This window comes from Peptoniphilus sp. BV3C26, assembly GCF_000478985.1.
Lineage (GTDB): Bacteria > Bacillota > Clostridia > Tissierellales > Peptoniphilaceae > Peptoniphilus_B > Peptoniphilus_B koenoeneniae.
On the sequence record NZ_AWXB01000041.1, the window covers coordinates 64,729 to 77,777 of the forward strand.

At 31.2% G+C, this 13,049-nt stretch carries 11 protein-coding genes, 2 tRNA genes and 1 other annotated feature; of the genes, 5 read left to right on the top strand and 8 right to left on the bottom strand.

What is annotated here, in order from left to right:
• Positions 1 to 1,734 (bottom strand): aminopeptidase P family protein, encoded by a 1,734-nt coding sequence (locus HMPREF1253_RS04270; RefSeq protein WP_023055503.1) that lies wholly within the window; start codon positions 1,732 to 1,734, stop codon positions 1 to 3.
• A 194-nt stretch (positions 1,735 to 1,928) separates the two neighbouring features.
• Between HMPREF1253_RS04270 and HMPREF1253_RS04275 the strand changes: the two genes are divergently transcribed.
• Entirely contained in the window at positions 1,929 to 2,354 is a 426-nt protein-coding gene (locus HMPREF1253_RS04275; RefSeq protein ID WP_023055609.1) for a flavodoxin, read from the top strand.
• Between the two features lie 495 nt (positions 2,355 to 2,849).
• Here HMPREF1253_RS04275 and HMPREF1253_RS04280 read toward each other — a convergent pair whose 3' ends face one another.
• The 6 genes from HMPREF1253_RS04280 to hflX all read right to left on the bottom strand — a co-directional run bounded on the left by HMPREF1253_RS04280 (position 2,850) and on the right by hflX (position 8,467).
• Entirely contained in the window at positions 2,850 to 3,623 is a 774-nt protein-coding gene (locus HMPREF1253_RS04280) for an ABC transporter ATP-binding protein (protein WP_023055554.1), read from the bottom strand.
• Positions 3,616 to 4,500 (bottom strand): ABC transporter permease, encoded by an 885-nt coding sequence (locus HMPREF1253_RS04285; RefSeq protein ID WP_036739409.1) that lies wholly within the window; start codon positions 4,498 to 4,500, stop codon positions 3,616 to 3,618. Before HMPREF1253_RS04285 ends, HMPREF1253_RS04280 begins: the two co-directional genes overlap by 8 nt.
• Positions 4,497 to 5,480: an ABC transporter substrate-binding protein gene (locus tag HMPREF1253_RS04290; protein ID WP_023055480.1), complete on the bottom strand. Its 984-nt coding sequence runs from the start codon at positions 5,478 to 5,480 to the stop codon at positions 4,497 to 4,499. The genes HMPREF1253_RS04285 and HMPREF1253_RS04290 overlap by 4 nt, the downstream gene beginning before the upstream one ends.
• 49 nt (positions 5,481 to 5,529) lie before the next feature.
• Positions 5,530 to 5,768, bottom strand: a binding site (T-box leader).
• 64 nt (positions 5,769 to 5,832) lie between these two features.
• Positions 5,833 to 6,558, bottom strand: a complete 726-nt coding sequence (nadE, locus tag HMPREF1253_RS04295; RefSeq protein ID WP_023055575.1) for an NAD(+) synthase — start codon at positions 6,556 to 6,558, stop codon at positions 5,833 to 5,835.
• A gap of 15 nt (positions 6,559 to 6,573) precedes the next feature.
• Positions 6,574 to 7,218, bottom strand: a complete 645-nt coding sequence (locus tag HMPREF1253_RS04300; RefSeq protein WP_023055602.1) for a YigZ family protein — start codon at positions 7,216 to 7,218, stop codon at positions 6,574 to 6,576.
• Complete coding sequence (gene hflX / locus HMPREF1253_RS04305; protein WP_023055500.1) at positions 7,211 to 8,467, bottom strand: GTPase HflX; 1,257 nt, start codon at positions 8,465 to 8,467, stop codon at positions 7,211 to 7,213. Before hflX ends, HMPREF1253_RS04300 begins: the two co-directional genes overlap by 8 nt.
• 307 nt (positions 8,468 to 8,774) lie before the next feature.
• On the opposite strand from hflX, the gene HMPREF1253_RS04310 reads away from it, so the two are divergent.
• From HMPREF1253_RS04310 to HMPREF1253_RS04320, 4 genes are all read left to right on the top strand, one after another.
• Positions 8,775 to 11,450 carry a transglycosylase domain-containing protein gene (locus tag HMPREF1253_RS04310; protein ID WP_238318883.1) on the top strand — a complete coding sequence of 892 codons (2,676 nt, stop codon included), beginning with the start codon at positions 8,775 to 8,777 and terminating at the stop codon, positions 11,448 to 11,450.
• Positions 11,450 to 11,611 (top strand): hypothetical protein, encoded by a 162-nt coding sequence (locus HMPREF1253_RS10095; RefSeq protein WP_023055488.1) that lies wholly within the window; start codon positions 11,450 to 11,452, stop codon positions 11,609 to 11,611. Before HMPREF1253_RS04310 ends, HMPREF1253_RS10095 begins: the two co-directional genes overlap by 1 nt.
• A 35-nt stretch (positions 11,612 to 11,646) precedes the next feature.
• A tRNA-Leu gene (locus HMPREF1253_RS04315) sits at positions 11,647 to 11,732 on the top strand.
• A 4-nt stretch (positions 11,733 to 11,736) separates the two neighbouring features.
• Positions 11,737 to 11,820: transfer RNA gene (locus HMPREF1253_RS04320), tRNA-Leu, on the top strand.
• Between the two features lie 86 nt (positions 11,821 to 11,906).
• Here the strand turns inward: HMPREF1253_RS04320 and HMPREF1253_RS04325 are convergent.
• Positions 11,907 to 12,983: a dihydrodipicolinate reductase gene (locus HMPREF1253_RS04325; protein WP_023055524.1), complete on the bottom strand. Its 1,077-nt coding sequence runs from the start codon at positions 12,981 to 12,983 to the stop codon at positions 11,907 to 11,909.
• Positions 12,984 to 13,049: the final 66 nt, after the last annotated feature.

The window sequence follows — 13,049 nt, forward strand, 5'->3', positions numbered from 1 at the left end:
TTAAATTTCACGAGTTGCTTTCTTTAAAAATTCCAGTTCTTCTCCCTCTAAGTAAGGAGAAAGTTTTTCATAAGTTTTTTTATGATATTCATTAAGTTGATCTATTTCTTCTTCAGTTAAAAGATTTTTGTCAACTGCATCAAGTTCATAGGGTAAATAACAAAGACTTTCAAACTTTAAAAATTGACCGTCATCATATTTTCCATCATCCACTACAAGAAGAATGTTTTCAATTCTTATTCCATGCTTATTTTCTTTATAAATGCCGGGCTCGTCAGAAACATACATGCCTGCAACCATAGGCTCTGTTTTCCTTGATGGACTTATGCCATGGGGGCCTTCATGAACATTTAAAAAATATCCCACACCATGGCCTGTGCCGCACTTATAGTCCATATGGTGTTGCCAAATATTATATCTGGTTATGCCGTCTAAACTTACACCGTCAGTTCCCTTTAAGAAAATTGTTCTCTGAAGCATTAAATGAGCCTTTAAAACATAGGTATAATCTCTTATTTCTTCTTGACTTAAGGGTCCCATGGCAATAGTTCTTGTAGTATCTGTTGTGCCACCGTAATATTGCCCCCCTGAATCCACAAGGAAAAATCCTTTTTTCTCAAGTTTAGTATTATTTTCTTTGCTGGCACTATAATGCATCATAGCTGCATTTTTACCATAGGCTCCTATAGTAGCAAAACTTGGATATAAAAATCCTTCTTGCTCCTGTCTAAATTTTAAAAGTTTTTCTCCTGCCTCATATTCATTTACTGGATTTTCTTTTATCCATTTTATAAATTTTGTAAGAGCCAGGCAGTCTTTTATATAAATTTCCTTTTCATTTTTAGTTTCAATTTCATTTTTTACTGCCTTTAACATTTCCGTAGGGTTGGCCTTGTTTATAATTTTATTTCCTTGTAAAGAATCATATAATTTTTTATTTATGCTTTCCTTATTTAATAAAATATTTTTATCTTTTAAAGTCTTTGCATAATTAAAAACTTCTTCATAAGGATAAACTTGTGAAAACTTTTGTGTATAATCAAGGACATTTTTTATTTTTTCCCTATCTACAAAAAGTTTTGCCCCTTCTAAATCAACAATGGCATAGGACATAAAAACCGGATTTGCCTCAATATCCTTGCCCCTTAAATTATAAAGCCAAGCAATATCATCAAGTTTAGCAAGAACAAAGGTGTCTGCCCCTTCTTTTTTCATGGCAGATCTAACTTCTTTAAGTTTTTCCTCTGCAGTTTTTCCCGTATATTTAAGTTCATGAATGAAAATTTTATCTTGAGGAAGACTTGGACGATCTTTCCAAAGGGGACCAATTAAATCTGCATCTTTAAATTTTATTTCTCCACTTAAATTTTCCTTTAAATTTTCAAAAAGAGCTTCTGTATAATATAAATAATTAAAACCTATAGTTCCATTTTTTATATTTTGAGATAGCCATTCACTTAAAGTCGGATAATCAGGATGACCCATCTTCATTAATTTAAAGCCAGGATAAAGTTGATTTTCTGCTTGTATAAAATATCTTCCATCAGTCCACAAAAGAGCATTGTCTTTTGTAATTAAAACAGTTCCCGCACTTCCTGTAAAACCTGAAATAAATTTTCTTTCAGCATAATGATCAGGCAAATATTCTGATGCATGAGGATCTAAAGTAGGAATAAGATAAACATCAACATTTTCTTCTTCCATTAATTTTCTGATTTTATCTAAATTACTCATAAAAACTCCTTTACTTTTATAATTTTAACTTTTTAATTTTCAATAACATTTTACTACAAAAATATCAGATTTGTTATTTGGGAATTAAATGATAATTTTTATTGAAATATTTTTTTAAATCTTTTATAATTTTTCTTGCAAGTAATAAAATATATCAAATTGATTTTGATATACATAAATTTTTAGGAGGAAAAATGAAAGTAAAAGTAATTTATTGGAGTGGAACAGGCCACACTGAAAAAATGGCTCAAAAAATCGCTGAAGGTGCAAAAGCAGAGGGTGCTGAAGTTGATTTATTAAATGTTGCAAATGCCAGCATTGATGATGTAAAAGAAACTGATTATCTTGCTTTCGGCTGCCCGGCAATGGGTGCGGAAGAACTTGAAGAAGAAGAAATGCGTCCCTTTATGGATGAAGCAAATCCTCTTTTAAGTGGAAAACACGTTGTTTTATTCGGTTCTTATGAATGGGCTGACGGCGAATGGATGAAAACTTGGCAAGAAGAAGTTGAAGGAACCGGTGCAAAATTAGTTGCCGATGGTTTTGCTGCATATGATGATCCAGATGAAGATGCCCTTGATGAATGTTTCCAACTTGGAAAAGAACTTGCAAGAGCTTAATCAATAAATAAAAAGGCACATTGAAATAAATTCAATGTGTTTTTTTATTTTTTATTTTTTTACGCTTTACGTGAAGCATTTTATTTTTTATTTTTTACGCTTTACGTGGAGCATTTTTATTTTTATATTTTTTTAAATTTATTTAATTCGTCTTCGCCACCGGACCAATAAATTGGTCCCTACATTCGATTGTGGAGGTTTTATTTTGTTAATCCTTTTCTCATAAATAAACCCCACATTCATGCGTGGATTTAAAATTATAATAAATTTATGCGTGGGATTTTGTGGGCTGTAGGGACCGGTTTACCGGTCCGCGTGTATGGTGTGGGAGAACAAAATAAATATTTGAATTAAAATTTTTTATAAATTATTTTTTTACGCTCTACGTGAAGCATTTTTATTTTTATATTTTTTTTAAATTTATTTAATTCGTCTTCGCCGCCGGACCAATAAATTGGTCCCTACATTTAATATCCGCTTTTTATTTTGTATTCTTTAACTTGCTATTTGTATGGGGCTTTCTATTTTTCTTGTATATATTTTTTGGAGTTCTTCTTCTGTAATTTTTTTTGCTTCTACGTCTAAGACTATTTGTCCCTTGTTAAGCATAATGATTCTGTCTGCATATTCTACTGCATGGCTTAAATTGTGGGTGATCATCATTGTTGTTATATGATCTTTTTTTATTAAGTCACGAGTTTTATCCATAATAAGCTTTGAAGTTTTCGGATCAAGAGCTGCTGTGTGTTCATCAAGAAGTAAAAGTTCCGGTTTTTTTATTGTCGCCATAAGTAGGGATAGGGATTGCCTTTGTCCTCCTGAAAGAAATTTAACTTCTGTTGTAAGTTTGTCTTCAAGACCCAATTTTAATTCTTTTAATTTTTCTTTTATTTTTTTTATGTTTTCTTTTTTTACAAGTTTTCTAAGGGAAAATTTTTCGCCTTTTTTTAAAGCTAAGGAAATATTTTCAAGAATGTTTAAGCTTGGTGCAACTCCCATGGATGGATCTTGATAAACTTTTCCTATGGATGCTGCTCTTTTTTCTTCTTTTTCTTTTGTGATGTCTTTTCCATTTAAAAGAATCATACCACCATCACTTGCAAGGGATCCGCTTATTAAGTTTAAGAGGGTGCTTTTTCCGCAGCCATTTGGTCCTAAAATTGCAAGACATTTATTTTCTTCTATTGTTAAGTTAAAGCTTTCAAATATTATATTTTCTTCCGGCTGTCCTTCGTAAAAAACTTTTCTTAAATTTTTAATTTCAAGCATTTTCCATCTCCTTATTTCTTTTTAAACCCTTTAAAAATTTTCCTCCTCTTGCGAGAGAATTGTTATAAATAATAAATACTATTACTATTATTGCTGTTATTCCTTTTAAATCTTGAGGATTTACTCCGTAATCAATGGCAAGTCCATAAATAATCCTATAAATAAGAGTTCCTATTATTGCTCTTGTGGTTCTCTTTAATTTGCCAGAGCTTTTCATTATTGTGTCTCCTATAATTATTGAAGCAAGTCCTTGAACTATCATGGTTTGTCCCATTGTTGAGTCTGCAAAACCTGCGTATTGTCCTTGTAGAGATCCTGCAAGACCTATTAATGCATTTGATAAAACAAGTCCTAACATTGTATATTTGTCTGGATTTTTTCCCAGGGCTTTTACAAGACTTTCATTATCTCCTGTTACAAGTAAAAGATATCCTTTTTCAGTTTTTAAAAATAAGTCCAACAAAATTTTTGTAATAAGAACTATAGAAATCAAAATTACAATTTTAGGTACCGGTAAATCAAAGATACTTTTTTCTTTTAAAAGTGGAACGTTATTTGTGTTCATAATTCTAAGATTTACTGTTATTAGAATTGTCATTGTAAGAATACCTGCAAGGATTGCATCTACTTTTATTTTTTTATAAATTACATAGGTTAAAAATCCTGCAAGACCTCCTGCTAGGCTTGCGCTTATCATTCCAACTATGGGATTTAGTCCTGATGTTAATATTTTTGCCAAGACAAAGGCTCCTAAGGGAAATGTTCCTTCAACTGAAAGGTCGGCTATGTCTAAAATTTTAAAGCTTATCATTATTCCCAAGGCAAGGATGGAAAATATTAAGCCTGATTCAATTGATTCTAAGAGTATATTCATTATTCACCTACTGTAACTGCATTTTTTAAATATTGGTTATTTAAATCTAAACCAAGTTTTTCTGCAGTTTTTTTATTGATTTTAATTTCATGATTTTTATAAGTTTCAACGGGAAGATTTTCAATTTTTTCTCCCTTTAAAACTTTTGCTGCCATGTGGCCTGCTTGTTTTCCTAAGTCTTCATAGACAACTCCATCTGAAATTAAAAGTCCTTTACTTACTTGTCCTTCTTCTGCACTTATGGATGGCAAGTTGTATTTTAATAAATTTTCAGAAACTATTGGAGCTGCATTTGCTACTAAGTTATCTGTAAGAGCGAAAAATGCGTCAATTTTTTTACTAAGAGATGCTATACTTTGTGGAATGTCGTTTATGCTTTGCACTCCCACGACTTCTAATGTAAGTCCCAATTCTTGACAAACTTTTTTAAGTTCTTCAACTTGTACCTGTGAATTTTGTTCTGCAATATTATAAATTGTTCCAATAGTTTTTACGTCCGGAAATATTTTTAAAAATGATTCCAATTGTTCTTTAGGTGAAATATAATCACTTACTCCACTTATATTTTTTTCCGGTGCCTTTTCATTTTCCACAAGTCCTGCTCCCTTTGGATCTGTTACTGCACAAAATATTATGGGAAGATCTTCTGTGCTTGTTTGTGCTGCTTGAGCTGCTGGTGTTCCAATGGCATATATTAATTGTGCTCCGCTTTTTCTTAAACTTACTGCAGTTTGATTGGCAATGGATATATCTCCTTCTACATTTTTATAAATAAGTTCATAGTCTATGCCATCTTCTTTTAAGCCTTCTTCAAAGCCTTGTCTTGCTGCATCTAAGGAAACATGTTCCATAAATTGTAAAACTCCCACTTTTATTTTTTTATCTGAATTTTCTTCAGAAGCTTTTTCGGCCTTTTTTTCTGCACATCCACTTAAAATAGAAAGCGCCAATAAACATACTAATAATTTTTTTAACTTTTTCATTTTTTTCCCTCCAATAATTTAGAAAATATAATAAAAAAAACCTTCACCCACATAGGGCGAAGGTTCGCGGTACCACCTAATTAAATACTCATTGAAATCGTGTATTCAAATAATTTTAGAATCCATCAATTCCTATCTAAAGTTAACGGTAGAATCCGTGGCAATCTACTTAAATTTGAACTGCCAAGCTTAGAAGTGAATATTACATACTTATTTTTGTGTCGGCTTTCACCTTTTCCGACTCTCTAAGACAAACTTAGGTATCTTTCTCTTCTGCACTGCTTTATATTTTTTAATTTTATATCAGTTTAAAGCACTTTGGTTTTTTTGTCAAGTTAATTTAAAAATATTTTTAAAAAATATCCAAATTTCTTTTGTGACTAGTATTTTTATGCATTCTGTCTATTTTTTCTTTTTTATTTTTATCTGCAATTTCTCCATTTAAAATATAATTATCCAATTCTTCATAGGTAAATCCCATTTCATCTTCATCAGTCTGTCCCTTCCAAAGTCCTGCTGAAGGTTTTTTCTCAATAATTTCTTTAGGAAGATTTAAGTGTTTTGCTATTTCAAAAATATCTGTTTTTAAAATATCTATAATGGGAAAAATATCTGCCCCGCTATCCCCATGTTTTGTAAAATATCCCACATAATATTCGCTGGCATTGCTTGAACCGCAAACAAGATAATTTAAAGATTGAGCGTAATAATATAAGTTTGTCATCCTAAGCCTTGGCTTTATATTTGATTTTGCCATTTTATTTTCCGAATCAAAGCTTGCCTTTATAAGTTCATGGTATGTTTTTGAAAGATCCACATACTCAACTTTTATTCCTGTATTTTCTCCTACAAGTCTTGCATGAATTTCATCTTCTTTTATAGAATCAATGGGCATAATAATTCCCAGGCTGTCATCTTTAAAGGCTCTTTTTGCAAGTCCTGCTATTACTGCACTGTCTATACCCCCTGAAAGTCCGAATACAAGTCCTTTTGCTCCTGCTTGTTTTACGGTATCTTTTAAACTTTCTACTATTTCTTCAATTTTTTTGTCATAATCAGTAATTTTTTTTACTTTCATGTTTTTCTCCCAATTCTATTTATAAATAATTTTCCCTTCAAAAGTCGGAAGAATTATTTTTTCTCTTTCTTCAATGGTTACTTTACCAGACGTAAGATTGTTTAAATCTTTTATTATTTTACTATCTTCTTCTGCTACATCAATTATAAGTTCTATTTTTTCCATATAATTTTCTTTTAAAATTATATAGCCCTCTTTCATAAGATAATTTAAAATGGATCCGTGAAAAGTATAATCATATATAAAGGACATTTTTATAAAATCTTTCATTAAAACTTTTTTTGCAGCTTCAATTCCTAAAGATGCCCCTTTTGTATACGCTCTTACAAGGCCTCCTGCTCCTAAGAGAGTCCCACCAAAATATCTCGTCACAAGGCACAGGGCGTTTGTTATGCCCTCTTTTTTCATTACTTCGAGTATTGGTATGCCTGCTGTGCCTGAAGGCTCTCCATCGTCGCTGTAGCGTTGCAGGGACATATCTTCTTTAAGTATATAGGCCCAACAATTATGAGTTGCATCTTTAAATTCTCTTCTCTTGTCTTCTAAAATTTCAAGAGCTTCTTTTTCATCTTTTATGGGACTGCAAAAACCTATAAATCGAGATTTTTTTTCTATAAACTCATTACTTTTCCCCTCAAGAACTGAAAAATATTCAGACAATAAAATCACCGAATTCTTTCTTCTCAATCTCACTTAAAGTTGCCTTAACCAAGGTTCCTTCTTCATTGTATTCTAAAATTTCTCCCTTAAAATTATTTAAAAATTCATTTAATTTACCTGCTTGGCTAAAGGGAAATAAAAGTTTTTCTTCAGTGTAAGATAGGCCTAAATTTTTTTCTATGGCTTTTAGTAAAACTTCCATATTTTCATCTTTTTTTGCTGAAATAAAAATCTTATCTCCTGGAACTTGTGGGACTATCATTTCTTCAAATTCAGCCCTGTCCATTTTGTTAAAGACAGTAAGAATAGGTCTATCCAAAACCTCCAGTTCTTTTAAAATGTCCATGGTGGTCTTATATTGGATTTCCAAATCAGAGTTTGAGGAATCTATAACGTGGACAATTAAATCTGCATTTTTTACTTCTTCCAAGGTTGATTTAAAAGCTTCAACTAATTTTGTGGGAAGCTTTGAAACAAATCCTACTGTATCAGAAATAATAAAATCTCTGCCGTTTAAGAGTTTTGCCTGTCTTATACCAGGATCAAGAGTGGCAAAGAGCATATTTTTTACAAATACATCTCTTCCTGTATTCTCCTTGATTCTATTTAAAATTGTAGATTTTCCTGCATTGGTATAGCCTACTAAGGCAACATTTGGAAGAGGCGATTCTCTTCTTTTTTTTGCAGCATTTTCTCTATTAAGTTCCGCTTTTTTAAGTTTTTTCTTAATGGAGTTTATTTCTCTTAAAAGCCTACGTCTATCTGTTTCAATAATTTGTTCTCCTGGTCCTCTTGTTCCTATTCCTCCTCCTGTTCTTGACCAACCTTTTATTCCTAAAAGTCTTGGCAATTGATATTCTCTTTGAGCAAGTTGGACTTGGAGTTTAGCTTCATAAGTATTTGCTCTCATTGCAAAAATATCTAAAATTAAATTTGTCCTATCAACAACTTTTAATTTTAATTCTTCTTCAAGATTACGCACTTGAATTCCTGAAAGTTCATCGTTAAAAATAACTGTTTCAACTTCCATGTTTTTTGCAATCTCTTTTATTTCTTTTACTTTTCCAGTTCCTATTAAATATTTAGGATTAAATTTTTCTATATTTTGCGTAACAACTCCCACAACTTGACCCTCATCAGCCTTTACCAATTCCCTAAGCTCTTCAAGACTTGAACTTAAGGTATTTGGAAAACTTCCAAGGTCAGTTGCAACAATGATTACTTTTTCTATTTTTTTTGTTGTTTCCATACTTAGATTATACAATAAGGCTTTAAAAAGACAAAATATTGAAGAGGTGATATAATAGGGCGGGAGGCATTATGAATAGAGACCTTAACAATTTTAAAGATTTTAATTTTAAAAATGAATATGCTTCTTATAAAAAATCCTATAAAAATTTAAATAAAAATAAAAAATAGGTTTTTGGATTTTATTTGTCCTTTTAATTTTTATAACTTTAGGAGGAATTTTTTCAGCTGCCCTTTTTGGGGTTATTAAAGATTCTCCTAAGACAAATTTAAAAAATTTAAGTAACAGTTTCAATCAAACTTCGAGTATTTATGATGAAAAGGGCAATCTTCTTGAAAAAATAGAATCCCAAGAATATAGAACTATTGTACCCATAGAAAAAGTTCCCACTTACATAAAAGATGCCTTTGTTTCCATTGAAGACCAAAGGTTTTATTCCCATGGAGGTTTAGATTTTAGAAGTGTCTTAGGTTCCATTTACACAAATCTTAAAGCTGGAGCCTATGTAAGAGGTGCCTCCACCCTTACTCAACAACTTGTAAAAAATGTTTATCTTACAAACGAAAAAACTATAAATAGAAAAATTAAAGAAGCTTATTTATCTATGCGTCTTGCAGACAATTTATCTAAAGAAGAAATTCTTGAAGCTTATTTAAACAGGATTAATTTAGGTCAAGGCTCTTATGGAGTTGAAGCTGCAAGTCAAACTTACTTTTCTAAGGATGTATGGGATTTAAATTTAGCTGAGTCCGCTTTAATTGCTGGCATTGCAAAAAATCCTGGAGAATATTCTCCTACTAAAAGAGTTCTAAAAGAAAATTATAAAAGTGATAAAAATAAAATAGTTGGAACAAGTTTAATAAATGGCGAGGAATATTATGTAATTTTCAATCCTAAAAGCTTTGAAAGACAAAAAATTGTTCTTAAAAAAATGCTGGACCTTGGAAAAATAAAGGAAGCTGAATATAAAGAGGCCTGTGATTTTGATTTGTATTCTTCCCTTAAACCAGGTGAGAAAAAACATCACAACATGAGCTCTTACTCAACGGATTTTATAAAATTAAATGCCTGCCAGGAATTGGAAAATTATTACAAAATTTCAAGAGAAGAGGCTGAATATAAATTATTTACCGGAGGCTATAAAATAATTTCCGCTATTGATGAAAATCTTCAAAAGGAGCTAGAAAATTATTACGGAAGTCTTGAAGAAGCTTTTAACAATTTTTCTGCTTCCGGCGGTTCTTCCATGCTCAATTTTTCTCTTGATGACAAAGAAGATATTGTTGATGAAAATGGAAATATAATTTTTATAAAAAAAGAAACTTATTTTGACAATGATTTGAATTTTATAATACCTAAAAATGAATTTTCCGTATCTGATTCCGGCGATCTTTCTATAAATAAAAAAATTTTTTCTATAAAATCAAAAATAGATATCTTAGATGCTTATGATTTTAATGAAAGTAAAACTTTAAGAACTTATTCCCTTGGCAATTTAAATATTCCCAAGGACTTTTATGAAGAAAAACTCGACTATATAATAATTGACCATGGATTTTTAAAAGATAAAAATTTCTTTACTTACAATAGTGACGGCTCCATAAAGATTTCAAAAGATTTTTACACTTATGATAAAGAACCTGTAATTCAACCGGAGTCAGCCTCTATTATTATAGACAACAAAAATTCTTATGTCAGGGCCATTGTTGGCGGTCTCGATGTAAATAGTAAATATCAAAAGATTTTTAACAGGGCAAGTGATTCTTATAGAAGCCCTGGCTCTTTGTTAAAGCCTTTTTCAGTTTACTTAGCAAGTTTAAATGCCGGAGATACTCTAGCCACAATAACCGATGATGTTCCTTTTTACTTTGACGGAAAACTTTGGCCTGAAAATTTTTACAGAGGTTACAGAGGACTTTTAACTTCGAGATTTGCCATAGAAAATAATTCCAATGTTGCTGCTGCAAAAATTTTAAATAGGATAGGCCTTGATAAAAGTCTTGAAACTTTAAAAACTTTAAATTTAATTAATGATAAGGATGCTTTTATAAGCAAGAATGAAAATCCTAATTTTAATGATGAAACCTTAGACGGTCTTGCCCTTGGAAATCTACACTACGGCTTTAGCCTCCTTGATATGGCAACTTCCTATGAGGTTCTTGCAAGAGATGGAAATTATTTAAAGCCTACAGCCCTTATAAAAATTATTGATTCTAGTGGAGTTACCATAGTAGACAATTCTAAGAGAGAAGGAAAGCAGATAATTGATAAAAATATAAACTTTTTACTTAGAGATGCTTTAAGAACTAATGTTACAAGGGGAGATTTAAAAGGAAACGGTTTAAATTATTTTGATCTTTGTGCTATGCAAGGTTTAAATAAATATAATTCCGACTTATGGCAAAGTGGTTTTACAAGCCAATATACCCTAACTTCTTGGTTAGGCTGCGACAGTCCCAAAATTTCTTTAAATGTAAACAGCCAAATGATTGAATCTATTTTTAAAAAAATTATGAGATTCAGTCATAAGGGTTTAAATCCTGATAAATTTCAAGCTCCTCCAGAGATAATTCAAAAATTTATTTGCCAAAAAAGTGGTCTTTTAGGAAGTAAACTTTGCGAAGAAAGCTCTGACGGATATATGGAATATTTTATTAATGGAAGCCAGCCTAAGGAATATTGCAAAGGCCACAAAAAACTTTTAATTTGTAATTCTTCCGGCCGTCTTGCAGGAGAATTTTGTCCTAAAGAAGATGTAGAATACAAAATTTTATTTGAAAGAGATCCTAAATACATTCCTTCTGAAAACGGAGGTATTTATCCTGATGATTATGAATACATTCCTAGTAAAGAATGCAATATTCACACTGAAGAATGGTATCAAAAGATAAAAGAAGAAAGAATTAAAGAAAGACAAAGAGAAAAAAGATTAAAAAAACAAAGAAGCCAAAAATATAAAAAGAAATCTCCAAGGAGAAGATAATGAAAAAATTAATTTTAAAAGCTTTAAAATTTACAGCCCTTAAAAAAATAAAAAATATAAACAAGAAAAAAAGATTAAATCCAAAATCCTACTTTAATATTTATAGGGCAACAAGACGAATTAAAAAAAGAAATAAAGAATTATCAGAAAAAAATATTTGATATTTAATTTTCTTTTTGTTATTATAAATTGGTTAGCGGAGGTGCTGGAATAGGCAGACAGGCATGTTTGAGGGGCATGTGAGCTTTGCTCGTGAGGGTTCAAGTCCCTTTCTCCGCACCATTTTGCAGAGGTGCTGGAATGGCAGACAGGCATGTCTCAGAAGCATGTGAGGAAACTCGTGAGGGTTCAAGTCCCTTTCTCTGCACCATGTATATTTAAAATTATTTATGACCTTTAAAGGTCATTTTTTTATGAAAAATTTTATTAAAAAAGCTCCCCTAAAGGGAGCTTATTTTATTTAACATATTCATTCATATCTTTTACCATGTAAAGTGGATTTGGCATTTTATCTGTTGTTATATATCCCGGTTCTGCGTTTATTAATGCTGGAATTCTATTTACCAAGTTTGAACAAGTAAGTCTTACTGTGTCTGGATTATCCATGATAATATTTGTGTCTGGTTCTCCTTCAAAGGTCCATCTGTTCATGTCAAAATTTTCAGGTCCGTAAACATAGCCTAAGTTATGAGTTTCTAAAGTGATTCCTTCTTTTGTTTCTGTTGTTACTACAAATTCAGTTCCTGTTGCATCTCCTGCTTTAACTGTCATGTTAAGAGTTGATGATTTTAAATCTTTTTTATTTGTTACAGGAATGCTCTTTTGTGTTTGAGATGTAATTGTAAGTCCCAACTTTTCACAAAGCCATCCGTTTTGATTCCACATATAAGATGGAATAACTTTTCCTTCTTCTATAGCTTTTAAGGTTTCTTCATAGGAAAGATCATTATATTTTCCAAATTTTTCTTCAAAGTCTTTTTTGTTAAGACCTGCTCCGTGACCTTCTGCAAGAGCTATTCCGTAATCTTCTACGTTGTAGCTACTTACTCCTACAATTTTATTTATCTTAAAAAGAGATCCTGCAAGAGTATCTATAAGAACTCCCCAGTACATATCAGGATAACCACTTCCTGTAAGGGTACAATTATTTTCTTTTGCAAGTTTATCTAATTCTTTTGTAAGTTCTTTACTTGAATTCCATGGATATAAAGCTTCTTCGCAAGTACTTATAGCGTTTACTCCATGCTTTGCACATAATTTATAAACTTCTGATATTTCTTCTACTGTTGACCTTGTTGCAACTATACAAACATCAGGCTTTCCTTCTTTTAAGCATTTTTCAAAATTATCTGCACCTTGAACTTTAATGCCCTTATTTTCGCTTTCTATTATTTCTCCTATATCTTTTCCTTCTAATGCAGGATTCATATCAAATGCTCCTATTATTTCTCCACCTTTTTCCAAAGCGTATCTCATAAGATATTTTGACATTTTTCCGCAGCCGAATTGTACTATTTTTACTTTTCTGTTCATAATGTCTCCTTTCATTTTCTTCTCGACATTCTTCCTCCTTCAGTATATCATTAAAACTTATTTTTT

Excerpts from the sequence above, each read along its gene's own strand:
- nadE (WP_023055575.1), bottom strand. The coding sequence starts at position 6,558 with ATGAAAGTAAAAAAAATTACTGATTATGACAAAAAAATTGAAGAAATA.
- HMPREF1253_RS04270 (WP_023055503.1), bottom strand. The coding sequence starts at position 1,734 with ATGAGTAATTTAGATAAAATCAGAAAATTAATGGAAGAAGAAAATGTT.
- HMPREF1253_RS04325 (WP_023055524.1), bottom strand. The coding sequence starts at position 12,983 with ATGAACAGAAAAGTAAAAATAGTACAATTCGGCTGCGGAAAAATGTCA.
- hflX (WP_023055500.1), bottom strand. The coding sequence starts at position 8,467 with ATGGAAACAACAAAAAAAATAGAAAAAGTAATCATTGTTGCAACTGAC.
- HMPREF1253_RS04280 (WP_023055554.1), bottom strand. The coding sequence starts at position 3,623 with ATGCTTGAAATTAAAAATTTAAGAAAAGTTTTTTACGAAGGACAGCCG.
- HMPREF1253_RS04290 (WP_023055480.1), bottom strand. The coding sequence starts at position 5,480 with ATGAAAAAGTTAAAAAAATTATTAGTATGTTTATTGGCGCTTTCTATT.
- HMPREF1253_RS10095 (WP_023055488.1), top strand. The coding sequence starts at position 11,450 with ATGAAAAAATTAATTTTAAAAGCTTTAAAATTTACAGCCCTTAAAAAA.
- HMPREF1253_RS04275 (WP_023055609.1), top strand. The coding sequence starts at position 1,929 with ATGAAAGTAAAAGTAATTTATTGGAGTGGAACAGGCCACACTGAAAAA.